Source organism: Limnothrix sp. HT2024 (assembly GCF_059138625.1).
Genome location: NZ_CM181121.1, coordinates 726,175 through 750,903, shown reverse-complemented (window position 1 = coordinate 750,903; position 24,729 = coordinate 726,175). Strand labels below are relative to the sequence as shown.

Sequence of the window (24,729 nt, the reverse complement as noted above, 5' to 3'; positions counted from 1 at the left end):
AACAGCAACCACCTAAAATGCTAACAAGCAGTGCAGTTATTCGACTCGACGGCCGAGGGCTTTGAAGCAGGGCTGACATAGACAGCAGAGGATTGAGCAAATGCGCGGGCAAGGGTTTAAGTGACCATGGAACGGTAACTGCGCTGCAATGCACCCGATTCTTGAATAGGTTGGGTAGGTTGGGTCAATGGAGCGATCGCACTTGTTGAGGGGTTTGGGTGGGTGGCCTGCGCCCCAATCCCAGTCATGATCGGGAATTGGGGCATTTTGAGGAATTTCCCAAGATTTTGCCCAAGCAGTGATCGTTTCCAGGGAATCAACTACCATCGCGACCATCATAATCTGACCGATAGCGAGGATGGTGCTCAGGTTAACTCATCCATTACTCACCCTGGGGATCGGCTGAAAGGGAATTTGCCCATCGCAGAATCCGGGTATTCTTCACGAGTCGATCGGGATCGACCGCAATCAATCCCCAAAAATCCAAGGGTTTCAGGGTTGCGGCAAGGGAAGCCGAGGGGGATTTACGATCGGGATCCTTCGGCAACGGCTCGATCGATAGCGGGCCAGATGCTCCTTTAGATTGCACCAGTGATGGTCAAGATTTGGTAGCAATTTTCACGAGATTCCCCGTAATCTTGCAGGGTTTACCCAAAATCGATCTTCCATCAAATTTTCTGCTCGTAATTGGCTACATTCTCAGCCTTTCTGTATTTTTCTATCAATTTCTGATCCTGCCAACCCTGTTTTGAGTCAGTCAATTCTCGGTCAATCTTTCGCCAAACACTGGGGCAGATGCTTGGGTCAATACTTAAACAAATACCCAGCAAATACCCAGCAAATACCCCAACAAACACCATTGAGTGAACCCCACAGAAACCCCACAGAGCAGCCTTTTCGAGACACCCTCCTTGAGAATGTACCCATGGTGCTTCCTTGACCTAACGGCGATCAAGGAAATCGATTAACACCGATTAACACCGATCACAGAACCGATCGCTCCGATCGCGACCAAACCCAAACAGCTTTAGAAGATGTCTCGGTGATCTCTTGAGACACTCACCAATCACCACTCGATCTTGAAGGCAAGCGGCTTCAGCTCCCTGTTCTCGTCGATTGGTGCGCCCAATTAGGCATCCGTTTTGGCATTTCAAACCCCCTCTCGGGTTGAGCAAACTGGGAAAAGAGTCTTGAAAAAAAGCCAAGAACCGTCACCCCTTGCCTGAATCCGGTTTAGGGTCGTGAGAGATTGATCCGCGTTGGGATTGATTCCCTCACCCCTTGGGTCAAAATAACTGCCGGGGCTGACCCTGTGGGTTCAAGCCCGTTTGATTCATGACTTCGCAAGCAGGAGAGTTTTGATCATGGCCCCGATTAAGGTTGCCATTAACGGTTTCGGACGCATTGGCCGATTGGTGTTTCGCGGTGCGATCGCCAATCCCGACATTGAAGTTTGCGCAATTAACGACCTGTTCCCCCCCGAGAGCCTCGCGTACTTGCTGAAATATGACTCCACCCACGGCCGGTTTAAGGGCACGGTGGAAACGGCCGAAGGCGGCCTGGTGGTGAATGGCAAACTGATTCCCTGTTTTGCTTGCCGCAACCCGGAGGAGTTGCCCTGGGGTGACCACAATGTGGACTTTGTGGTGGAAGCCACCGGAATTTTCATTGACCACGCAGGAGCCAGCAAGCACCTGGCCGCTGGAGCGAAGCGGGTGATCCTCTCCGCACCCACGAAGGATCCCGATCGCGTGCCGACCCTGGTGGTGGGCGTGAACCACAGCAACTTTGACCCGGCCAAGGATTTCATCGTGTCCAACGCCAGTTGCACCACCAACTGTTTGGCCCCGATCGCCAAGGTAATTCATGACAACTTCGGTCTCGCCGAAGGGTTGATGACCACCGTCCATGCCGCCACCGCCACCCAACCCACCGTGGACGGCCCCAGCCGCAAGGATCTGCGCGGCGGCCGCAGCGCCATGCAAAACATCATTCCCGCCTCTACCGGAGCCGCCAAGGCCGTGACCCTGGCTCTGCCGGCCCTGAAGGGGCGCTTGACTGGCATGGCGTTCCGCGTGCCCACGGCCGATGTGTCGGTGGTGGATTTGACCTTCCGCACGGAGCAAGCCACCAACTATCAAGCCATTTGCGCCGCCATGAAGGCCGCTGCTGAAGGCGAGCTGAAGGGCGTTTTGGGCTACACGGAAGATGCGGTGGTTTCCACGGACTTCACCAGCGATGCCCATTCGAGCATCTTTGACGCAACGGCGGGCATTGAGCTGAACTCGAATTTCTTCAAGATTGTGTCTTGGTATGACAACGAGTGGGGCTACTCGATGCGGATGGTTGATTCGATCGTGGCGATGGCTGCCAAAATTGGCTAATGATTGGCTAATTCATTAACGCAGCAGACAAGGGGCTTAAGCCCCTTGTCTCCATGATTTTGTAGCGGCAGGACGGCTAATTTAACCGACCCTTGAAATCTGCCATCCTGCCCAGAACTTGCATCCCAAAACACTCTGAAGGCACTGTGGAGGAACAGCAATGGAAAAACCCTACAGCACCCACGAGTTATTACAAATTTTGGCCGAAGAACAGCGGGCCTGTATGCAGGGTCAACGCTTACATTTGACGGCGAAAGTATCGGGAATTGCGCCGCTCGATCGCCTGATTGACCCCAAAGGGATCCAAAAATTTACGGCTTATCAAAACTTTCGGGCCCAAATTCATGCCTACCAGCGTGAGCAGGGGGTGTCGGGCTTGGTGTGGCGATCGATCGCCCTGGGCCCCCATCGGCTGAACTATCCCGAATTACATGATCAGTTAATTGCGCTGCCGGAGGATATCCACACCCTCCAACGCTTTAAGGATGACGCGATCGAATTTTGGCGATCGGTCACGCGGGGGTTCGATCGCCACCTGAGCGTGGCCGGGGGGCGGGACTTTTGCACCCTCACCCCCAATGATGAGCAGCGTTTGATCGATCGCGCTGAATGGGTCAGTTTGGATCCGCGTGGCCAAGCCTTGCCCTGCGAGGTGGTGTTGCAGTTGGGCTGGGGCGATCCGGCCGGCGCACGCTACCGACGCGATTGGCCCCAATCGGGCAGTGAGTTGGTTCATGCCGTGCCGCCTGGGGGGTGCCCCATGCCCTAGCCGCCGGCCGCAAAAATGCCCATCACAATGGCCGACAGCAGCAGCCCGGGACTCAGCAGCAATACCAATGTGCCTAGATCATGCCAATTCATAGTCTTAATCCTCGTTTCAGTCCTCGATCGCGACGATCCTTCAACACAACCCTTCAAAAACCGAACCATTCCAGAATGGCTTGAAAGTCTTTGGGGCTTTGGAAATTTTTGGGGCCAAACCGTGGCCTGCTCCCGATCGTAGCGGCTCTTTTTGATCCCGTCCCGGAAGATCAGCTTTGACTTCAGGTTTCACAGCCAATTGCCCACCAGGATATAGGGGGCCCAAAAGAAGGGATGACGAAAGTTGGGGTTTTTGAGCAAGGCAAGCTGGGCCTGGCGCAGGGATTCAGATTTGGTGGCTCCGGTGCGCAGGCTTTGGTAAAAGTCTCCCATTAACAACGCCGTGGATTCGTCGCTGACCTGCCAGAGCGTTCCCAACACGCTGCGAGTGCCGGCCTGAATGGCGATGCCCGTGAGGCCAAGGGTGGCACGATCGTCCCCTCGGGCTGTTTCGCAAGCACTCAACACCAACAGTTCGATCGGGGGGCGGCTGACCGGTCGGCGCAACAGTTGGTCAAAATCCGCCAGATCAATGCGGCGATCCCAAGCCAGCAGAAAGGTGCGATCGGCTCGGGAACTGAACTGGGCATGGGTGGCCACATGGACGATCGGGGCATTGTTTTGCTGCAAGGCTTGGCGCAGGGCCTGCTCCGTTAGGGCCTGGTCGCGCAGGACGGCCGCCGGTAACTCCTGGGCCAAAATATCCAGCTCATCGGCCACAAAGGGCAAGGCTCCCAATTTTTCCGCCTGGAAACTGGGGGCCACTTCCGAAACCCCCGCCGCCAAGACGTTGAGCGATCGCGGGTTCAGGGCTTTGGGGGCAAAAAGCTGCAAGCCCAAGGCCCTGGCGGTGTTGTAGCGCTCCAAGAGATATTGCTCTCCGTCATGGAGGGCGGCGATTGGGATATTGGCCAAGGGCCCATCCAGCACAAACACCAGGGTTTTGACTCCCGATTGGGCTAATTCTGAGGCAATGGGAGCCACTAACCAGTCATAAACCTGCTTAGACAGGCGCAAGCGCTCCCGATTGGGAATGGTTGGGTCTTGGACGGCCTGTTGCACCCGTTGCAGGGTTTGGAGAACGGTAGCTCGGGGCACGGGAACCACGGCGTAGCGCAACGGTTGGCCGGGTAATTTGGTGAGGGTGGCCACGCGATCGCTTAAAACAATCGCTTCCACGGCGGCCGTGTCCGATCGCCCGTCAATGGCCCGATCGAGCGGCTCCGGTTTGGCATCCAAACAAGCTTGGCGAAAGAAGTTTTCCAATTCCACCAACTGCAAAGCCTCGATCGCCGATCGGGCCGCTTGCAAGTCGTCCTGGCTGGGGTTGCCGCGCAACAACTGATCCACAAACTCCCGATAAACCGGCTCCACCCGATCGCGGAAGGAAAACTGCACCACGGAATCCATCCCAGCCAGATCATTACGCAATTGCCCGATCGCTTGGGTGGCCAGGCGATAGGCCGCCAGGGAACCGGTGCGATCGCCCCCTTGGGCCCGCAACTGCCCGAGGGAACGAGCCGTGCGATAGGTCACCTCCGGAGCCGCCAACCCTTCCACCAGCGCCAAGGATTGCTCCAGCCAACGCGCCGCCAGGGCGGTTTCCCCCCGTTGCCGATAGGTTTCGCCCAACTGCCCCCAAACCGCCGCCGTCAAACGGTGATCGCCCAGGGCTTGGGCCGATTGGGCCGCCTGTTGCAATCCTGCTAGGGCCAAGGCCGGTTCATTCACGGTTGACCACCAGCGGGCTAGGCGCATTTGGGCCGCAATCCGATCGCGCCCGATCGGGAGTTGTGACACCTGGTTCGCCAAATCTTGCAGTTGTGCCTTGCTGACGGTTTCTCCGGGCGGGTTGCCCGTTTCCAAACCCAGAAACACCATCTCCCAACGTTCCAACTGGCCCCACAGTCGATCGCGATCGCTTCCGGCCGCGGCCGCCGCCACCCTTGCTCGATCGAAGGCCGCCATGGCCTGTTGTCGGAGGGCCATCCATTGGGGATCATTGCGGTCTAACCCTTGGCGAGCCAACAGGGCCCGAGTGCGCGCCAGGGCCAATGCTGCGGTGCTGCGATCGGCCAGGGTTCCCGACTGTTCCAACACCGTTGCCGCTTGACTCAACCAAGTTTCCGCTCGGGTCAACTGCCCCAGCGATCGCAAGGCTTCCCCAGCCGACAGCAGGCCCAACCCTTGCAGGCGCGTGGGTTCGCGGGGGGCCTCCGGGGTCGTGCCAATTTGCCCTTCAATCACCATCAGGGCACGCCCGTAGAGTCCCAATGCTTGCAGGGCCTGGGCCCGATTCAGGCTGGTTCCCAATTGCCCATCCCGATCGCCCGCCGATCGATACAGGGATTCCGCTTGCTCCAAAAGTTGAATCGCCCGGGCCGCCTGCCCGGCCGTCAGCTCCAACCGGGCTTGCTGATTCAAGGCCGCCGCCCGCAACCGCACGGCTCCCTCACCGCGCAACGCTGCCAGCAGGCCCAAACTCTGTTGCACCGCTTGCAGGGCTGCTGTTCGATCGCCCAATTGCCCCCAGGCCAAGCTGATGCCATGCCAGGCGGCTCCTTGGGCCGCGCGATCATCCCGCTGGGCCGCCTGTTGGGCCGCCCGCTGCCAATGGTCGATCGCCTCCGTAAACCGGCCCGCTTCGTAGGCTTGGCGTGCTTGTGCAAACTCCGGAGCGCCAGCCGGGGCGACCAGGGGGGCTGGGGTTTGCCCTTGGGCGATCGCGGGGAACGCAGCGAAGGAAACTGTTCCCAACACCAACCCACAACCTATCCAGTTCAACCATCGGGGCGATCGGCCCCATTGCCCCCACGCCCGCTCGTTACCTTGCCCCATGCCCATCAATCACGCTCGCTGTTGTGGATCAATTTCCTTTCTCCACTATCACCGACCGATCCAAAATTTCCGGTCTCTTCTCCGGTCTTTTAACGGTGCTTTGAGCGTGATTTTGGTTGTTTTGACCGGTTTTTGACTGGTTTTTAACTGGTTTGATGGACAATCATGTCAGAACCGATAGCGATGGTGCGCTTCGAGCCAACTCCGGAGTTCCCGCTCAGCCGGGCTAGAGAATCGATCGCCCGTGCGCGGATCCCAACCGTAAAAAATTTCCTCACCGGTTGGCAGCGTCCGCGACCAAATTCGGATTTGATCGGGCGTGCTGAGCCGCATCACTGCTCGATGACCCCAATGGGCCAGCCGTTGCCCCAAATTGCCTAGGATGGTGTTTTCAGCACAGCAGTTCGCCAACCGCCGCAGGGGCGATCGGGTTACAGAGGTAAAGTGCATGACTCGGTTCTCCTGAAGAAACAAATCTCCTGGCCATCGTTGTGGAAGGCGGTAGCCAGGAGATTTGCTGTGCTCTCACCCTATCAAGGGTCGGCGGCTCGATCGACCGATGGCTTGCATGGGAGGTATGAATGAAATCGATGGATGTCTTGGTTGATCCCCCAAAGTGCCGGTATAGCATGGAGAGCAATTCGGCTCCGGTTTCTGACGGCACTTTTCCCCATTGGCCGGATTTGGTCTGTCAAATTTAATCTGCTGAATTTGCTGAATCAGTTGCTGAATTTTTGATCGCTTTCCAGTCGATTCAACATCGACTCAGCCATGGGCGAAATTGCTGCAAAACTCAAGTTGTCTCAACTACGAACCCTGGTGGCGATCGCCGATCGGGGAAATTTCAGCCAAGCCGCCCTGGATCTCGACATTTCCCAATCCGCCGTCAGCCACGCGATCGCCACCCTCGAAGACGAACTGGGGGCCATTTTGCTGAATCGCGGCCGCCACGGCGCAACCCTCACCGACACCGGGCGCGAAATTGCTGACAGTGCCCGCAAAATTTTGGAACTGCTCAACGACATTGAGCGCCAGGCCAAAAGCGCCCGCGGCCTCGATTCGGGCCATGTGCGCGTGGCCTGTTTTCGCAGCGTGGCCACCCACTTGTTACCTAAGGCGATCGAGCACTTGCGCCACCGCTACCCTGGCATCGCGATCGCCATTGATGAATACGACACCAGCCAGGACATTGAAGAAGAACTCCGCACCGGCCGGGCAGATGTTGGTTTTGTGCTGTTGCCCGCGAGCGCTGAATTTGAAACCTGGAACGTGATGATGGATGAGTATTGGGCGATCGTCCCCAGTAGCGATCGGTACGCCACGGAGGTGATTGCCTGGGAAGATTTATTCTCTCGCCCGCTGATTTTGCCGCCCCGGCGATTTTTGTGTGCGCAAATTGTGCTCGATCGCTTTGCCAAGCTGGGCCTCAATGTGGAACCCAGCTACGAAGTCCGGGAAGATTCCACCATCCTGAGCATGGTGGCCCAAGGACTGGGCGCAACGGTGATGGCCCGGCTGGCCGCAGAACCGATCCCCGCCCAGGTGCGGGCCTATCGGCTGCCCGTGCCCTTTCACCGACATATCGGTCTGGCCATCTTGGCCAATGCGCTGCACTTGCCGCCCGTGTTTGCGGTGCGTGATGCATTGAAGGAAACGATCGCCCATTTAACGCTGCCGGGCCAACCCCGACCAGAACAGCCCTGGCCCAATCTCAAGCGATCGGGACGGTCTGCCTAATCAGCGTTCCACTAATACAGTTAATACAGCCCAACACACCAACACACTAAACCAACAGACCCAACCAATAAAATAGACCCCCGATCACACCAGAGCGATCGGGGGTCTATTTGTTGATGTCGCTAACCGCCAGGTGGCCCTAATCCCAAGCTCAGTGATTTAGCTTGAAATTAAAAACTACTGGGAATTAGAAACTGATTGAAATTACTTGTTGGGCTGGGGAGTCATGCGCAGGTAAGGCTTGATTTCCGTCACACCCTTGGGGAATTTCTGGCGGGCTTCCTCGGTCGGGATCGAGGGAACCACCACGCAATCGCCGCCATCTGTCCAGTCGGCGGGCGTAGCCACACTGTAGTTATCGGTCAGTTGCAGCGAGTCAATCACGCGCAACAGCTCATCAAAGTTGCGGCCGGTGCTGGCGGGATAGGTGATCGTCAAACGCAGCTTTTTGTTGGGATCGATGATGAAGACCGATCGCACCGTCAGGGTGTTACCGGTGCTGGAATTGGGGTGAATCATCCCGTACAGTTCCGACACTTTCTTATCTTCGTCGGCCAGAATCGGATAATTCAGGGTCGTGCTTTGGGTTTCTTCAATGTCGGCCGTCCAGCCATGGTGCGAATCCACGCTGTCAACGCTCAGGGCCAACGCCTTCACATTGCGCTTGTCAAATTCACCCTTCAGTTGGGCAACGCGGCCCAGCTCGGTGGTGCAAACGGGGGTATAGTCCGCCGGGTGCGAAAACAGCACCACCCAGCTATCGCCTGCCCAAGTGTAGAAGTCGATCGAGCCGTGGGTGGAAGCCTGCGTGAAATCGGGGACGGTATCGCCAAGTCTGAGAGTCATGATTCTTCGTTGGTCAATGATTAATTGATTGACATCCTCCTCGCCCCAAAGGGTGAGGATTCCTCACCGCGCCTGAACCCAGCGAATCGGGCCGAGGTCGCTGAATGGGGTTGACGCTTCACAGGCCACCACTGGCGAACCAGTCTGACGCTGGCCTCCACGTCCGTTTAAAGTCTCGGACTGCCCGCCCGCGACGATGCATCAAACCAGTCAGGAGTGAATTTGCGGGCTGACGGGTCTGGGGGGCTAGAGGGGAGAGCGCCCGCAGATCATGATGCCACGAAACCCCAGTTTTCCGACCGGATTTTCGATCTTTTTCACCCAACAGGCCCGCCAGCGGAATTCCAGGCGACAAATGCAGTTGATTCGGCTTGGCAGTTCCGCTGTAGCTAGGGCTTGTACTGCTGGAAAAATTAATGAAGCGCTTTTACGATTAGGCGTTCGGGTCATCCTAATCACAGCCCGGAGTAACGATCAGGTGTTCAGGTCATCCTAATCACGGCCCGGGATGCGAATCTTGCGATCTGGATGTTCAGGATAGCAGGACTCTGTAGCGAAATTATCAGTCTTCGTAAATCTGCAATCCTTCCGGGGACAAACCGTAAAGTTCCGCAATGATCCTGAAATGTTCGCCATGCTTGCTTAAACCATCATTTCGGGCAGGATGCTGAAATGCAGGCGAGGGAGAAGGTGCGCAGGGCAGCAATTTGGCTCATTTGGATTTCGTGGCCCCCATCAAGTTCCAAATAGGTGACGGTGGCATCGCGGGCTTGGAGATCGTCGCGCACTTGCCAGGCAGCTTGGATTGGAACGACGAGATCTTGGCGGCCGTGGGTCACCAGCACTTGGGGCCCCTGTTTGAGGGAGCTGACTTGCGGCAGAGCGTGGAAATAGCCGCTGAGGGAAGCAACGCCGGCCAGGGGTAGCGCTAACCCCACATCTAGGGCCATGGCTCCGCCTTGGGAAAATCCGCAAAGGACGGTTCGATCGAGCGGTATGCCCGATCGCTCCGTGGTGGCCAACAGCCAGTTTTGGAGCTGGTCTCGGCTGGCCTGCAAGCCTGGATAGTCGGACGATTCCAAGTCGTACCACATGCGCCCTTCGTTGGAGTAGGGATAGGCCATGGGAGCTTGGGGAAATTCCATTTGCCAATCCGGCAAGTTCAGCAACGGAGCCAACGCGGCCACATCATTTGCATTTGCCCCCCAACCATGAAGCGCGACCAGCATTGCCGCTGGTGTGCGGTTCGCCTCGGGGGAAATCGCGATCGCCTCTAATAAAGCCACGCGACAACTCCTCGGTAGAATGAACCCGTTAAGCCTCAATCCTAACGGACTCTTCCATGACGCGGACAGCCCTGCTTAGTGTTTCTGACAAAACTGGTCTAATCGAACTGGCTCGCCAACTGGTGGAACGGTTCGGCTTTACCCTGGTCAGCAGCGGTGGCACGGCTAATGCCATCAAAGCCGCAGGACTCCCCGTGACCAAGGTTTCGGACTATACAGGCTTCCCGGAAATTTTGGGCGGCCGGGTCAAGACACTCCACCCGCGCGTGCATGGGGGAATTTTGGCCCGCACCGATTTGGAGGGCGATCGCGCTGATTTGACTGCCAATGCGATCCCCGCGATCGATTTGGTGGTGGTGAATCTTTATCCCTTTGAGCAGACGATCGCCCGGGAAGGGGTGACGCTGCCGGAGGCGATCGAACAAATTGATATCGGTGGCCCCGCCATGATCCGTGCCGCCGCCAAAAACCACAGCCGCGTAACGGTGCTGTGCAACCCTGCTCAATACGATCGCTACTTACATGAGCTGAGCAGCAATGGCACGCCCTCCTTGGAATTCCGGTTGCAGTGCGCTCGCGAAGCCTTTTGGCACACGTCCACCTATGACAGCGCGATCGCCACTTACCTGAGCCAACAGGCTGACAATCCCGCCGATTTGGATCGCCCGGCCTTGGCCACTCCGGTGGAATGGGCGATCGCGGGTAAGCGGGTGCAAAGCCTGCGCTATGGCGAAAATCCCCACCAAAGCGCCGCTTGGTATCGCAGCGGCTCCACCCCCAGCGGTTGGGCGGCGGCGGAACAACTCCAAGGCAAAGAACTGAGTTACAACAACTTGGTGGATTTGGAGTCGGCCCGGAGCCTGATTGCGGAGTTTGTGGCCGCCGATGCCCCCCCGGCGGCGGCCATTCTGAAGCACAACAATCCCTGTGGTGTGGCCCTGGGATCGTCGGCCGATGCGCCCCTGCTGGAGGCCTATCGCAAGGCCTTGGAAGCGGATTCGATGTCAGCATTTGGCGGCATCGTGGCCCTGAACCGCCCGATCGACGCGGAAACGGCCGCCGCGCTCACGGAAACCTTCCTGGAGTGCATTGTGGCTCCTGGCTGTGATGAAGCCGCCCGCGCCTTGTTGCAGAAAAAACAAAACCTGCGAGTCCTGGTGCTGCCGGATCTGTTGGCGGGGCCGGCGGCCACGGTGAAGACAATCGCGGGCGGCTTTTTGCTCCAGGCGGCCGACGACGAACCCAGCGACCCGAACACCTGGCGCGTGGTGACGGAGAAGCAACCAACAGCGGATCAACTCGCGGAGTTGGCCTTTGCCTGGCGCGTGGTGAAGCATGTGAAGTCCAATGCGATCGTGGTGACCAGCAACCGATCGACCCTGGGGATCGGTGCGGGCCAAATGAATCGCGTGGGTTCTGTGGCGATCGCCCTCAACCAAGCGGGCGACCAAGCCCCGGGCGCTGTTTTGGCCAGCGATGGGTTCTTTCCCTTTGATGACTCGGTGCGGACGGCGGCGGCGGCGGGCATCGGGGCGATCGTCCAGCCCGGTGGCAGTGTGCGCGATGAAGACTCGATCAAAGCGGCCAATGAACTGGGTTTGGTAATGCTGATGACCGATCGCCGCCACTTCCTGCACTAACGGTTGTTCAGTCTGCTCCGAAGCCATCCCCAGGTTCGGCCGATCGCTGACCGCACCACTCGCTGACTACATCATCGGAGACAAGGGGCTTAAGCCCCTTGTCTAGTCGTGGTTAGCGTTGATTGATGGGTTCAGGTTTGGTGTATTTGATCCCTACTGGGGCAGCGGGGCCACATTGTTATTGGCCGCAATCCGATTCCGAAGCATGGTTACAGCCCGCGTGTATTGGGGATCGCTCTCGGTGGCCAACAGCCGCCCGCCATTGGAGAACAGATAATATTCCTGCTCATCCGATAGCTTGATTTCCACATCGGGGCTGATGCCGGTTTTGTTAATGTCCGTACCAGCGGGGGTGTAGTAATGGGCGATCGTGACGGCTAAACCCGAACCATCACCCAAACTATGCACCGATTGAACCAGGGCCTTACCAAAGGTTTGGCTTCCCACCACGATCGCCCGGCGGTTGTCCTTCAGCGCCCCGGTCAGAATTTCGCTAGCACTGGCGGAATTGCCATCCACCAACACCGCCAGCGGCAAGCTAGTGAGGGATGTGCGATTTGCCCGGGCGGCTTGGCTGTTTCCTGCGCGATCGGTCGTGCTGACAATGCTGCCGGCATCGAGCCACATGCGTGCAATCTCAATGCTGGCGTTCAAGAGACCGCCCGGATTGCCGCGCAGATCCAACACAAACGCTTCGGCCTGCTTGCCCTTCAAATCCTCGATCGCCCGCTCCATCTGCTCGGCCGCATGGGCGCTGAACTCGTTGAGGCGGATATAGCCTACCCGAATGCCCGATTCCGTTTGTAGGTTCGATCGGACGATCGGCACTTCAATCCGGGCACGGGTTAAGGACACCGAAAACGGCGCACCCCCCGCCCGCTGAATTTCCAGCTTCACCGCCGTGCCCGCCTGGCCCCGAATCAAACTGGAAGCCTTTTCGGGAGACATGTCCTTGGTGGCTTGCCCATCGATCGTCAAGATCAGATCTCCTGCCTTCAAACCGGCCCGAGTGGCCGGTGAGTTGGGCATTGGCTCCACCACTTGCAAATGCTTCGTCTTGTCATCTACCCCCATCCGAATCCCAATCCCCGACAGCTCGCCGGCCGTTTGATTGGTCAGCTCCTCAAACTGCTCAGGAGTCATGAAGCGGGTATAGGGATCATTGAGCAGCTTAATCGCCTTGCGCAGGGCTTCGTAGGCTTCATCCCGCGATGTATATTGGCGGCTCAGCAGGTCTTGGCGGATGGCTTGCCAATCATTTTGGTTAAACTGCCCATCCACATATTCACGGTTGATGATTTGCCAAGCTTCATCCACGATTTGCTTGGGGCTGTCTTGAAATTGGCCGGGTTCTGGGGCGGGCGGTTCCCGGTCTTGGCTGAAGGCCGGCAAACTCAGGGCCGGATGAAGCAGGGCAACGCTGGCCGCCGCGATCGCCACCTTTACGCCCAGGCTCTTGGGCGATCGCCGCCAATCAAACCAATGACGCGAAACCGACGAGACAGCGGGCATAGATTTGGGATCAACCTGGGGCATACGGCCAACGTTTTTGAGTGAAATCAAGGGGATACAAAACCAGCATCCAGCAATATTGGGGAGTTATGGCAGGATGGCTGATAGATGATTGCTATTCATCATAGAGCGCCGATCGGGAACCGTGGGTGACTCCAGACACCGATCGAATCGCCACATTCAATCCCGAATGGATCTCTAACGGGTAGTTGACCATGATTTGGAAACGTACTCAGCCCCCCGAATCGCCATCTTCCCAGGTTGCTCGATCGACCCCATCCCCTTCATCGCCCCTATCTGGTTCGCCCGCATCAACCGCAGCCCTGAGCCGATCGCTCCGGCGGCTGCAATGGTTGGGCCACCTCACCAACGGGGCGATCGCCCTGATCGCGATCGGGGGCATCGTCTTCCTGCAACAGACCACTATCCAACGCGCCCCCCAGGGGTTGGAAGATCCCGTTTTGGCTCAGGATCGCACCCGCACGCAATTGCAACTGGCGGCCCGAATCCCCAGCCTCGGGTTTGATAATTTGCTGGCCAATTGGGCGTTTTTAAGCTATTTGCAATATTTCGGAGATACGGAAGTTCGCCAGGCCACGGGCTACACCGCCAATGAAGATTACTTTGAGCTAATGACCCTGCGGGATCCCCGATTCACCACGTTGGCTCCTTTCATTTCGGCGGGTGTGGCGTACTATGCGGGCAAGCCGGAAAAGTCCGTGGCCCTCATGAACCGGATGACCGATGTGCTGGATCCCAAGCACCAACCCGATGCCTTTTGGGTTTGGCGCTTCAAGGCGTTTGATCAATACCTGTTGCTGAATGACATCCCGGCCACCGTGGCTTCCCTGGAGATGGCGGGTCGCTGGGCAGCCATGACCTCAAAATATCGGCGGGTGGCCCCGTTTTTCCAAGAAACAGCGGACTTTTTGCGCCGGGATCCCAACACGTTGGCGGTGCGGTTTTACGCCTGGAATGAGGTTTATCAAGCGGCGGTCGATCGTCTGGTGATTCAGCGGGCTGAGCAGGAATTGTTAGCCATGGGAGCCAAGCGGGGCCAACGGCTGCCCAATGGTCGATCGCAGTTTTTGCCGCCGCCCGGTGTCATTGCGCGTTAAAACGAGCCGTAGGGCTTGTCGTTAATCGTGGGGACAAGGGGCTTAAGCCCCTTGTCGCGGTTGGTTGTGGGAGCAAGGGGCTTAAACCCCTTGTCGCGGTTGGTTAGGGTATGGAAGATTAACCGTTTTCACTGGATCCTAGGAAATGACGACCAGCCCTGGTCTATTAATCGTCTCGATCGCCTCAATCAACCGATCAACCTAGATCGCCCTATGCAGCCATTTCGTCGAAAAATTGGGCTGATTACCGCTGGCCTGTTGACCTTGGGGGGCCTGTGGTGGGGCGGGCGGCTGTTGGTGGCGGCTTCGAGCCCGCCGGAAGTGCTGTGGGTGCTGGGAGGCAGCATTCGGCGCGAAATGGCGGCGGTTCAGTGGGCGGCGGCCCATCCCCAACAACGGGTGCTAATTTCCGGGGGTTCCAAGCCCCCCTGCGTGAAGGCGCTGTTCGATCGCGCTGGTGTGAAGGGCGATCGCGTTTGGCTGGAGCAATGCGCCCAATCCACGTTTGGGAACTGCTATTGGAGTCTGCCGATTTTGCAGCGTTGGGGCACCAAACGGGTAATTCTGATGACCTCCGGTTCCCACCAATGGCGGGCCGGGGCCATGGCCCGTCTCATTCTGGGCAGTCACGGTATTTGGGTGGATGTGGTGACGGTGCCGGAAACCGGTGTGCCTGCCAACCAAGAAAACCCGCTGAAAACCGTTTTGGATGTGGGGCGCGCGGGTGCTTGGGCGATCGGTAGCCAGTGGAATAGCCCCCAGTGCCAACAGGTAGGGCACTTGGAGCAGGTGAATATTGCCGCTTGGTGCCAGCGGGCGTTTCGCTGTGAATATCAAGCGGGGCTATCTAAAATTTGTGCGCGATCGAGTCAGGGATTGCCCCAACCCGATCGCGCACCTTCAGCGACTCCTCAATCACCATCAACCCGCTAGGGATTCGCGCGGCTCAACAACCGATCGATTGAAGTTTGTTGAGGCTTGTTGAATCCAGCCGATCGAGATCGGATCGAGATCAATGGTTAGTTGGACTGCTGATTCAAGTAAGCGGCGATCGCCTCATTGATCAACGCGGTGGCTGACTGTCCCCGATCGGCGGCCAGGGCCTGCACCGACTTGTACAGCTCATCGCGAATGCCAATTCGGTGACGGGGAGCGGCGCTGCCGTTGCTGGCTTGCCCCTGACCGTTCTTCTCCGCCTTGGCATCGATCGGGCGATAGGCCTGCATAAAGTGCCGCAGCGTATCAAACCCCACCCGATGGCAGAAATCACCAAAGCTTTCGCCCGGTTCGCGCGATCGCTTGAAGTAAACCAAAATCGGCTCTAGGAACGATTCCAGATCCGTATCCTTCATCCGTTCCGTAAACGTTTGGGCTAGGCGGGTTTGGCTAGGAGAACCCCCGAGCCACACTTGGTAGGCATTGGGCGCGCTGCCCACAAAACCCAACTCAGCCATGTAGGGCCGAGCACAGCCGTTGGGGCAACCGGTCATCCGAATCACGAAGGATTCATCACCCAAGCCCAAGCGCTCCATTAGCGATCGGATGCGTTCCACAAAGCCCGGCAGGGCCCGCTCCGATTCGGTGATCGCCAGGCCGCAGGTGGGCATGGCCGGGCAAGCCATCGCCAGCCGCTCTAGGGGATCAATTTGCTCGATCGCCCAAACCCCGCAGTCGGTCAGGATTTTCTCAATGGCGGCGCGATCGCCCGGCTTGATGTCATAGAACAGCACATTCTGATGGGGAGTCAGCAACATCGGCAACTGGAACTGTTTCACAATTTGCCGCAGGGCCGATCGCAGTTTGAAAGTGCCCTGGTCATGCACCCGCCCATTTTGGATCGACAGGCCCAAGAACCAATGGCCATCGCCCTGTTCGTGCCAGCCCAAGAAGTCCTCATAGCGCCAAGCGGGCAGGGGGCGTGCCGGTTCCAGCTTCTTGCCCAAGTAATCTTCCACATGGTCGCGGAACTTGGCCACGCCCCAATCGTGCAGCAGGTACTTCATCCGGGAGTGACGACGATCGAAGCGATCGCCATAATCCCGTTGCACCGCCACGATCGCCTTCACCAGTCCATAGACATCCGCCGCCGCCACAAAGCCAATTTCATCGGCAATGCGGGCGAAGGTTTCTTCCTTGTTGTGGGTGCGGCCCAAACCGCCACCGGCATAGACATTGAACCCTTCTAATTCCCCTTGCTCATTGGTGATCACCACCAAGCTCAAGTCCTGGGAAAACAGATCCACGGAGTTATCCCCCGGAACCGTCACCGCGCATTTGAATTTACGGGGCATGTAGGTTGCTCCGTAAATCGGCTCTTCCGTGTCCAGGCGCATGGGCGTGGAGCCGTTGCTTTGGCGGGCCGCCTTCACGGCCGGGTCTTCTTCGGCGGAAATGGCCTTTTCCCCATCCAGCCAAATTTCGTAGTAAGCCCCCGTTTGCGGCGTGAGCAAGTCCGCAATGTTGTTGGCATAGGCCAGCGCCAGTTGATACTCGGGGCGGTTTTTGTAGGGCGCGGGCGGGGCCATCACGTTGCGGTTCAGGTCGCCGCAAGCGCCGAGGGTTGACCCCATGCTGTTGACGATCGCGGCGATCGTGGCTTTCAGGTTCTTTTTGAGAATCCCGTGCAACTGAAAGCCCTGACGGGTTGTGGCGCGCAGGGTTTCGTTGCCATATTCACTGGCCAGGCGATCGAGCGTCAGATACAGTTGCGGCGGGATGAACCCTCCCGGGCTGCGGGTGCGCAACATCATCTGATAGGGCTTTTCCTGGCCCGGCTTTTGCAGGTCTCGATCGACCTGTTGATAGGAGCCGTGGAATTTCAGGATTTGAATTGCATCATTGGAAAAATAATTGGTGTCCAGCAACAGTTCCGACGCAACGGGTTCCCGGAGAAAGTTGCTTCGTTCTTTGAGTCCTTCAACTTTCGAGAGACGAGTTTCGGTGGGTGCAGCAACCGGCGAGCTAGCAGATTTGGCCATGAGTCCAGCAGTGGCAAATAAGGGGGGATTGAATGCCCCGTAAGTCGATCGAGATATCGGAGAATTGATACTCCATCCTACCATTGGCTCGGTAGGATCCACGATCCATCACTATTCACTGTAGGGCTTAGGCGGGTTGAGTTGCGCGGATGTTAACGGAAAAACTCAGTTGGGGTCTGTCGATCGCGCTGAAACTCCTGCCAACACCAGTTCACAAACCCAAAGTAACGATCGCGAAACACATCGGGACTGAAGGACTGGGCATGGCGGTGAATCGCCTCCGCACTCAGGCGCGATCGATAGTCTTCAAAGGCCGTCACCGCCGCCGCGATCGCCTCGCTGGTTTGTTGCTCAAACAGCAGCCCCGTGCCCGTTTTGGGATCCTGGCGACAGTCGCGCACCGTTTCGCCGGTTCCCCCTTGGGCAAAGGCAATTACGGGCGTGCCGCAGGCCTGGGCTTCCACGGGCGCAATCCCAAAATCCTCAAACGCCGCATAAACAAAGGCCCGCGCCTGGGCCATGGCTTGGGCCACCACTGCGTCCGGCTGCTCGCCCAACAGTTGCACGTTGGCCCCAGCCTGCTCGCGCAAGGAGTCCAGCATTGGCCCGCCCCCAATTACCATCAGGGGCAATCCCAACTGATTGAACGCCTCCACAATCAAGTCCACCCGCTTATAGGGCACAAGCCGGGTAACGCAGAGGTAATAGTCATCCTTGGTGGTTTGCAGGGAAAATCGATCGACCTGTACCGGTGGGTAAATCACCTCCGCCCGCCGTCGATAGCAGCGCCAAATCCGATTGGCCGTGGTGCGAGAATTGGCCGCGAAAAAATCAACCCGATTCGCCGCCAGCACATCCCACAACCGCAACCGATGCAGCAGATAGCGAGTGAGCCAGCCGATCGGGCCGCGCCCCGATCGACTCCCCGCCAAATAATCATGGGTCAAGTCCCAGGCATAGCGCATGGGGGCATGGCAATAGCAAACATGCAACTGATGGGCCGCCACTAACGCCCCCTTTGCCACCGCATGGGACGAGGACAGGATGATGTCATAGGCCCGCAAGTCTAATTGCTCGATCGCTAAGGGCCAAAGGGGCAAATAGCGCTGCACCCCACGAATGGCTCCCGGAAAGCGCTGCAAAAAAGTATGGCCGATCGCTCGGCCATACAAGTAACTTTCAGAATTGCTAGACTCGAAATCGATCAGCGCGTGCAAAGCCACCGGTTCCGGCAACCAGCGATCGAGCTGGGTCACAATTTCCCGCACCACCAACTCAGACCCCCCCGTGGCCAGCGGAGTTAACCATTCATGCACCAGGGCATAGCGGCGATCGCATGGAATCATGGGGTGATGCATCCTGACAGGGGCTTTGTTGATGGGTTGACGGGGCTGAAATCATGCCCGTTGCTACCTAGGGGCGCTGGTCTTGGTTGATGGATCACGCCGATCAAGCGAGCCTTGGCCCCGTGACTCGAAGCCCCGCAACGGGCGATCGTGTCAACACCCACTCAAGGGTGCTGGGGCGGTGCTGACCAGCATGAAACGGGATCAGACAGCGTTAAACGGCGCAAAATGGCCCCAACATCCGTACCTCCGGCTCTAGAAGCACATCCCAACGGCTGTACACCTCATTACGGACACAATCAATCAGATTAAAAATGTCCGTGGCTGTGGCGTTATCGCGGTTCAAGATGAAGTTCGCGTGCATTTGGGCCACTTCCGCGCCCCCAATGCGATGCCCCTTCAAGCCCGACTGCTCAATCAGCCAACCGGCCTTGCGGGGTTCCGGATTGCGAAACACACTGCCGCAACTGGGCAGATGGTAGGGCTGGGTAGCGTGGCGGCGCTCCAGGTGCTCGCGAGTTTGGGCTTGCAGGGCTTGGGAGTCGTGGCCGGGCTGGAGTTGGAAGGTGGCTTCCGTGACCAGTTGGCTGTCTCCTTGCAGGCTGGAGGTGCGATAGCTGTAGCCCAAATCCACTGCCGATCGGTGTTGGATTTGACCCGTTTGGGGAGCCAAAACGGTGGCCTGCAACAACACGTCACGAATTTCGCTGCCATGGGCCCCAGCGTTCATAACGATGCTGCCGCCGATGCTGCCGGGAATGCCCACCGACCATTCCAGACCGCCCCAGCCCAGATAGGCCGCTTTCCAGGCCAAGGCGGCCATGGATACGCCAGCGCCGGCTGTGATCCTGGCGTTTTCCCGATCGATCTGAATCCGCCGTAGATAGCGTGTGCCGATGGTTAAACCCGAAATGCCCCGATCGCTGATCAAAAGGTTGGATCCCGCCCCCAAAAGGGTCACGGGAACACTATTGCGATCGGCCCACTCAAAGCACTCGTATAAATCATCAAGGGTTTTGGGAGCGGCATACCATTCGGCTGGCCCCCCAACCCGAAAAGAGGTAAACCGCGCTAGGGAGACATTGGACTGAATCAGGCTACCCGTCTTTGTGGCGGGTGAGTGCAGTTGAGTCACCATAGGTTCAAAATTGCAACAAACAGATTGCGACAAGGGATTGCAACAAACGAATTGCGGATTGCGATTAGAAACTGCAACTAGGGAGGATGCAGTGAACTGGTGCAACGAAGCCGAGATGCGGAACCGAACCAGAGAACTAGGAACTGCAACCAAGACCCGCAACCCAGATCCAAAATCGAAATTCAGAATCGAAATCCAAAATCGAGATTCAGAATCAGGATCCAGGGCCTAGATGAGCCTAGATATAGAGAACTGGAATGCGATGGAGCGCATCCAAACTCTAAAGGTCGATTCAAAACGGTTCAGTCAGCGAGGTAGCAACAGCACCCGATCGGGTAATGCACCCGCAGATTAGAGAGCGCTGCTGGTTTTGCAATCATCTGTGGCCCGATCGGCCCGGGCTGCCAAATCCTTCAGCACCGAAGGCACGATTTGATTGAGATTCCCTGCACCCAAAAAGAGGGCTAGGTCACCCGGTTGAAGAGCCGCAGACAGAAATTGGTGTGTGTTGTCGAGCGAGCCGCAATAGGACACTTCGGGATGGTAGGCCGCCACCCGATCGGCCAAGGTTTGGCCGCTGAGTCCTGGAACCTGTTTCTCACCAGCGGCATAAATATCCGCAATGGCCACTAAATCTGCATCCTGAAATGATTGGGCAAACTCCTCAAGAAAGGTTTGGGTGCGACTGTAGCGGTGGGGCTGAAAAATTGCCACTACTCGCGATTGCCCTGCTTGGGCGCTCAACCGTTGGCGAGCCGCGGCCAAGGTGGCGCGAATTTCGCTCGGATGGTGTGCGTAGTCGTCATACAGGGCAATTCCCCCCTCGGTGCCCCGATGCTCGAAGCGACGCTGGGCCCCCTGAAAGCCCGCCAATCCTTCGGCAATTTGGGCAAAGTCCAACCCCAAGTCCCGACCCACGGCCACGGCAGCCAGGGCATTGCTGAGATTGTGCTGACCCATCAGTTGCAGTTGGATTTCCCCGAGCACCTCCCCACGTTCTAGCACTGTGGCTATTACACCCTGGGCCGTATATTGGGGGTTCAGAACGGTGTAATCGGCCACGCGATCGGGATCGAGGCTGTAGGAAATATCGGGTTTGAGGCGATCGCGCAACGTGGGACAGTCCAAACACCCCACCCAGCGTTGGCAGTTGTGGGTAAACTGCTCAAAAATTTCGACCACCCCATCGATCGATTGGTAGTGATCGGGGTGGTCGAGTTCAATGTTGGTGATAACACCGAGTTCCGCAAAAAGCTTAATCAGTGAGCCATCGGACTCATCCGCCTCCGCCACCAGGTAAGGGCCCTGGCCTAAGCGGGCGTTGCCCTCCCAAGCGTCCACCTCGCCGCCCACAATGATGGTGGGATCAATGCCTGCCTGAAGCAGCATGTAACCGATCAGACTGCTGGTGGTGGTTTTGCCGTGGGTTCCGGCAACGGCGATCCCGCGCGATCGGGTCATCAGCGCCGCCAGCAGGTCTGAACGATGCAAAATTGGACAACCCAGCTCCACAGCCGCTTGATATTCCGGGTTTTCTGCCTGAATCGCCGTTGAACAGACAACCTGCGGCAGGACTTGCGGTGCGGTGGAGTGCGCTTCGGCCTCGGGAACCGTGGCTAGGGCCATTGCTGCCAAGGGAACATCAGAGGCCAGCGCGGGAGGAGTTGCAAAAGGCACACCGGAACGAAAGACATCGAAGTTCGTTGCGGATTGTTGCCAAAAAATTTGAGCACCTAGTTGTTCCAGGCGTTGTGTAATATGGCTCGATCGCGCGTCCGATCCAGAAACGGGGATCTTCTGCTTGACCAGAATATACGCGAGAGCCGACATGCCGATGCCACCGATGCCAATAAAGTGGAAAGGCCTTCCGCTAAAATCCACAAGATTCGGCATTGCCGCTCCTCAAAACACCACACCAACAATCACGCCATATCATATCAGCAACGGTCAAATTGCCGCAGAGAAGCGTTGATCCTCCTAAAACCAGCCTGGGCTGTGGGTTTCGGCGAACGATCGTGGCCTAAAATCTGGCAAATTTCTTGCGAATTCAACCCATTTTGATGGGGAATAGCCCAATTAGTCCGATCGACCCAGAAGGGTGTTTGAGCGGCCCCAGCCAAGCCTCCAGCAGACCTCCAGCAGACCTTAACCAAGCCCAAACCCAGCTTTTGCGATCGCCCCACCGGGCCTCATTCCCAGCGGCCATCACTCACTTCGAGGCCAAACAGCAACCAGCGATCATGATCCCCGCAAAAATTCTGCAAAATCCGTTGCGATTAGTTTGGGATTCGGCCGGGATCGATGGTTAAATGTGGGCACATTGCTGGCATGATGGCTTGGCACTTGTCAGGCGATCACTTGGGGCAGCTTTTCGTGTGCTCGCCCTCTGTTTTGGGAGGATCGATCGACCCGATCAACCCCGCCTCAGTTCCCAGAATCAGATCGTGCAGTTAGCCTGTACCATATGATTTTGGGTACAATCAACGCCTTCAAGTCGCGGGCGGGCAGTCCGAGACTCGAAACAGACGCAGAGGTCAGCGCCAGCCTGGTTCGCCAGCAGCAGCCGATGAAGCGTCAACCCGTGGTCTAGTTGAGCAACTTTAGTAGTTGCTGAATTAGGGCTGGCAATCCCGCTCCGAAAATGTGGGAAAAACGTCAACTATTTCCTTAATACACCCTAAGCACGCGAGGGCATAGCATAGTGATTAGAGTCGCCATTAACGGTTTTGGCCGAATCGGTCGTAACTTCTTAAGATGCTGGTTGACCCGCCAAGATAGCCAGCTCGAACTGGTGGGCATTAACGATACGTCCGACCCCAAGACGAATGCCCACCTGCTCAAGTACGACACGATGCTCGGCAAGCTAAATGCCGACATTCAGGCTGACGAAAATTCCATTACCGTCAACGGCAAAACGATCAAATGCGTGTCCGATCGGGATCCGCTCAAGTTGCCCTGGGCCGAGTGGGGCATTGACCTGATCATTGAATCGACAGGCGTATTTGTTAGCGAAGAAGGCGCTTCTAAGCACATCCAAGCCGGTGCCAAGAAAGTCCTGATCACCGCTCCGGGCAAGGGTGACGGTGTTGGCACGTTCGTGATGGGCGTGAACGACAGCGACTACGACCACGACAAATTCAACATCGTTAGTAACGCAAGCTGCACCACCAACTGCTTGGCTCCCGTGGTGAAGGTGTTGCATGAGAACTTTGGCATCATCAAAGGCACCATGACCACCACCCACAGCTACACGGGCGACCAACGGTTGCTCGATGCGAGCCACCGGGATGTGCGTCGGGCCCGTGCTGCGGCCATGAACATTGTGCCTACTTCCACGGGTGCTGCCAAGGCGGTGGCCCTGGTGTTGCCGGAAATGAAGGGCAAACTGAACGGGATCGCGATGCGTGTGCCGACCCCGAACGTTTCGGTGGTGGACTTTGTGGCCCAGGTGGAAAAGAGCACGATCGCCGAGCAGGTGAACGAAGTGCTGAAGGCCGCCGCTGAAAACGGCCTGAAGGGCATTTTGGAATACAGCGATCTGCCCTTGGTTTCGTCGGACTACAAGGGAACCGATGCTTCCTCGATCGTGGACGCTAGCCTGACCTTGGTGCTGGGCGGCGACATGGTGAAGGTGATCGCTTGGTATGACAACGAGTGGGGCTACAGCCAGCGCGTTGTGGACTTGGCGGAACTGGTTGCCCGCAAGTGGAAGTAGTTTCCAAATGCTTCAGCTAGCTACTCGATCTTGCAATGTTCTGTAGCTAGTCTTCGCTAGTAGTTTTTTGAATCATGCGGGAGGCAGGATGTTATATTCTGCCTCCCTTTTTTGATTGTTGATGGATCTATTTTGGAGTCTTGACTTAGAAGAGGTCTGAAAAGCATTTTTTGGCGCAGGTCAAGCAATCATCATCATCGGGGCAAGGGGCTTAAGCCCCTTGTCTTCGCTGGCTTGCAAGATCTGAAAGGTTAGCCAGTTAGGCTTTTCAGAGATCCTCTTAACTGTCACGACTTAGCCTGAAGAATACCCAGCAAAATGGCGATCAGGTCGTCTAGATTTCCAGGAATTGTATAGGCATTCAGGTCTTTATAAACCGCTTGACTGGCGCGATCGAGTTGGCCAAAAACCCAAACATTCCCGATTGTCACGGCTCCGTATAACCAGGGTTGGCCAGGGGCGATCGCCCGATCTAAGGCAATTAATTCAACGGCTAATTGGTTAAAACCGCGCTCTAAATCGCCCTTTTTCGCTTCAATAATCAGCATTTGATCCGTTGCCTTCAGGCAATAGTCTACGGTTCCACTGAGGTTTTCACCACCATTGAGGCTATATTCCACTTCAATTTCGATCGGGGCGTAGTCGAGTAATTCCAACAACAGGGGTGCAATATAAAATTCTCGTTTGGCCGTTTCCGAAGTCAACGAAATGAAGGGCAGTTTTTGGGTGTAGGTGGCACGGAGGCGAGATTGCTCCGTCAGGCTCACGCCATCACTCGGCCGGAGGGTTTGCGTCGCAGCCGCACCGCTGGATTGCGGCCAGCGGGGGAGATTGAGGGGCTGAAGATGGTAGGAACAGCCAAAATATTCAACTAGCTCGCGGGTAGAAATATTGAGGTCGAAGTAGTCGGAAAAGGTATATCGACGATCGGGGTTTAAGAGGGGGGCTAGGCGATTGGGCATGGTGTTTTGGCAACCAAGTTAGGAGTGATCCAATAGCCCGATCGTCGCACGACCGACGAAGGACAATTACTGTTCAACCATTGAGGTCTCATTGGATTGAGGTTGAGGAATATTCAACAAGGGCAACCGATCGCCCCGAAAGATTTCTTCCGCCAATTCTCCCAATTCTGCCGTTGCCGTTGCCAACATCCGAACACCCACAAAACCTGTCAAAACGGGCAAGACGGCCAGACTCAACATCCATTCCGGTGTTGGCAAATAGCGGCTCAGGGCCTGGCTGTTCCAAGTGGGGCGATCGGGCGTTGGTTGAGAACCGGGGGAATGGGGATTGGTTGCAGGCATAAGACAATATCTCGGAATCTCGGAGT

18 protein-coding genes are annotated in these 24,729 nt (G+C 57.1%); 7 read left to right on the top strand and 11 right to left on the bottom strand.

Annotated features, from left to right (window positions below; translation table 11 throughout):
• The first annotated feature begins 1,364 nt into the window (after positions 1–1,364).
• Positions 1,365–2,384, top strand: a complete 1,020-nt coding sequence (gene gap, locus AC2IAX_RS03130; protein ID WP_494389286.1) for a type I glyceraldehyde-3-phosphate dehydrogenase — start codon at positions 1,365–1,367, stop codon at positions 2,382–2,384.
• A gap of 160 nt (positions 2,385–2,544) precedes the next feature.
• On the top strand, positions 2,545–3,153 hold the full coding sequence (locus AC2IAX_RS03125) for a hypothetical protein (RefSeq protein ID WP_494389285.1): 609 nt from the start codon (positions 2,545–2,547) through the stop codon (positions 3,151–3,153).
• Positions 3,154–3,434: 281 nt separating this feature from the next.
• Here the strand turns inward: AC2IAX_RS03125 and AC2IAX_RS03120 are convergent, their stop codons facing one another.
• Positions 3,435–6,083, bottom strand: a complete 2,649-nt coding sequence (locus AC2IAX_RS03120) for a CHAT domain-containing protein (protein WP_494389284.1) — start codon at positions 6,081–6,083, stop codon at positions 3,435–3,437.
• Between the two features lie 168 nt (positions 6,084–6,251).
• The gene (locus AC2IAX_RS03115; RefSeq protein ID WP_494389283.1) at positions 6,252–6,533 is read right to left on the bottom strand and encodes a hypothetical protein; all 282 of its coding nucleotides are present in this window, start codon (positions 6,531–6,533) and stop codon (positions 6,252–6,254) included.
• A gap of 321 nt (positions 6,534–6,854) precedes the next feature.
• On the opposite strand from AC2IAX_RS03115, the gene AC2IAX_RS03110 reads away from it, so the two are divergent.
• A complete protein-coding gene (locus AC2IAX_RS03110) occupies positions 6,855–7,820 on the top strand; it encodes a LysR family transcriptional regulator (protein ID WP_494389282.1) in 966 nt (321 codons plus the stop codon).
• 204 nt (positions 7,821–8,024) lie between these two features.
• On the opposite strand, the gene AC2IAX_RS03105 is transcribed toward AC2IAX_RS03110, so the two are convergent.
• Positions 8,025–8,666 carry a peroxiredoxin gene (locus AC2IAX_RS03105; protein ID WP_494389281.1) on the bottom strand — a complete coding sequence of 214 codons (642 nt, stop codon included), beginning with the start codon at positions 8,664–8,666 and terminating at the stop codon, positions 8,025–8,027.
• Between the two features lie 650 nt (positions 8,667–9,316).
• Positions 9,317–9,952: an alpha/beta hydrolase gene (locus AC2IAX_RS03100; protein ID WP_494389280.1), complete on the bottom strand. Its 636-nt coding sequence runs from the start codon at positions 9,950–9,952 to the stop codon at positions 9,317–9,319.
• A gap of 56 nt (positions 9,953–10,008) precedes the next feature.
• On the opposite strand from AC2IAX_RS03100, the gene purH reads away from it, so the two are divergent.
• Complete coding sequence (purH, locus tag AC2IAX_RS03095) at positions 10,009–11,592, top strand: bifunctional phosphoribosylaminoimidazolecarboxamide formyltransferase/IMP cyclohydrolase (protein ID WP_494389279.1); 1,584 nt, start codon at positions 10,009–10,011, stop codon at positions 11,590–11,592.
• 153 nt (positions 11,593–11,745) lie between these two features.
• Here purH and ctpB read toward each other — a convergent pair whose 3' ends face one another.
• Positions 11,746–13,104, bottom strand: a complete 1,359-nt coding sequence (gene ctpB / locus AC2IAX_RS03090; RefSeq protein ID WP_494389278.1) for a carboxyl-terminal processing protease CtpB — start codon at positions 13,102–13,104, stop codon at positions 11,746–11,748.
• Positions 13,105–13,319: 215 nt separating this feature from the next.
• On the opposite strand from ctpB, the gene AC2IAX_RS03085 reads away from it, so the two are divergent.
• Positions 13,320–14,222, top strand: a complete 903-nt coding sequence (locus tag AC2IAX_RS03085) for a hypothetical protein (RefSeq protein ID WP_494389277.1) — start codon at positions 13,320–13,322, stop codon at positions 14,220–14,222.
• 213 nt (positions 14,223–14,435) lie between these two features.
• On the top strand, positions 14,436–15,155 hold the full coding sequence (locus tag AC2IAX_RS03080; protein ID WP_494389276.1) for a YdcF family protein: 720 nt from the start codon (positions 14,436–14,438) through the stop codon (positions 15,153–15,155).
• An 86-nt stretch (positions 15,156–15,241) separates the two neighbouring features.
• Here AC2IAX_RS03080 and sir read toward each other — a convergent pair whose 3' ends face one another.
• From sir to murC, 4 genes are all read right to left on the bottom strand, one after another.
• Positions 15,242–17,200 (bottom strand): sulfite reductase, ferredoxin dependent, encoded by a 1,959-nt coding sequence (gene sir / locus AC2IAX_RS03075; protein WP_494389275.1) that lies wholly within the window; start codon positions 17,198–17,200, stop codon positions 15,242–15,244.
• A gap of 152 nt (positions 17,201–17,352) precedes the next feature.
• Positions 17,353–18,546, bottom strand: coding sequence for a glycosyltransferase (locus tag AC2IAX_RS03070; protein WP_494389274.1), 1,194 nt, complete (start codon positions 18,544–18,546; stop codon positions 17,353–17,355).
• A gap of 214 nt (positions 18,547–18,760) precedes the next feature.
• Positions 18,761–19,684: a UDP-N-acetylmuramate dehydrogenase gene (gene murB, locus AC2IAX_RS03065; protein ID WP_494389273.1), complete on the bottom strand. Its 924-nt coding sequence runs from the start codon at positions 19,682–19,684 to the stop codon at positions 18,761–18,763.
• Between the two features lie 351 nt (positions 19,685–20,035).
• Positions 20,036–21,577 (bottom strand): UDP-N-acetylmuramate--L-alanine ligase, encoded by a 1,542-nt coding sequence (murC, locus tag AC2IAX_RS03060; RefSeq protein ID WP_494389272.1) that lies wholly within the window; start codon positions 21,575–21,577, stop codon positions 20,036–20,038.
• Between the two features lie 808 nt (positions 21,578–22,385).
• On the opposite strand from murC, the gene AC2IAX_RS03055 reads away from it, so the two are divergent.
• Positions 22,386–23,399 (top strand): type I glyceraldehyde-3-phosphate dehydrogenase, encoded by a 1,014-nt coding sequence (locus AC2IAX_RS03055; RefSeq protein WP_099534083.1) that lies wholly within the window; start codon positions 22,386–22,388, stop codon positions 23,397–23,399.
• A gap of 287 nt (positions 23,400–23,686) precedes the next feature.
• Here AC2IAX_RS03055 and AC2IAX_RS03050 read toward each other — a convergent pair whose 3' ends face one another.
• Both AC2IAX_RS03050 and AC2IAX_RS03045 read right to left on the bottom strand, forming a co-directional pair.
• The gene (locus tag AC2IAX_RS03050) at positions 23,687–24,361 is read right to left on the bottom strand and encodes a hypothetical protein (protein WP_494389271.1); all 675 of its coding nucleotides are present in this window, start codon (positions 24,359–24,361) and stop codon (positions 23,687–23,689) included.
• A gap of 66 nt (positions 24,362–24,427) precedes the next feature.
• Positions 24,428–24,703 carry a hypothetical protein gene (locus AC2IAX_RS03045; protein ID WP_494389270.1) on the bottom strand — a complete coding sequence of 92 codons (276 nt, stop codon included), beginning with the start codon at positions 24,701–24,703 and terminating at the stop codon, positions 24,428–24,430.
• Positions 24,704–24,729 lie beyond the last annotated feature (26 nt).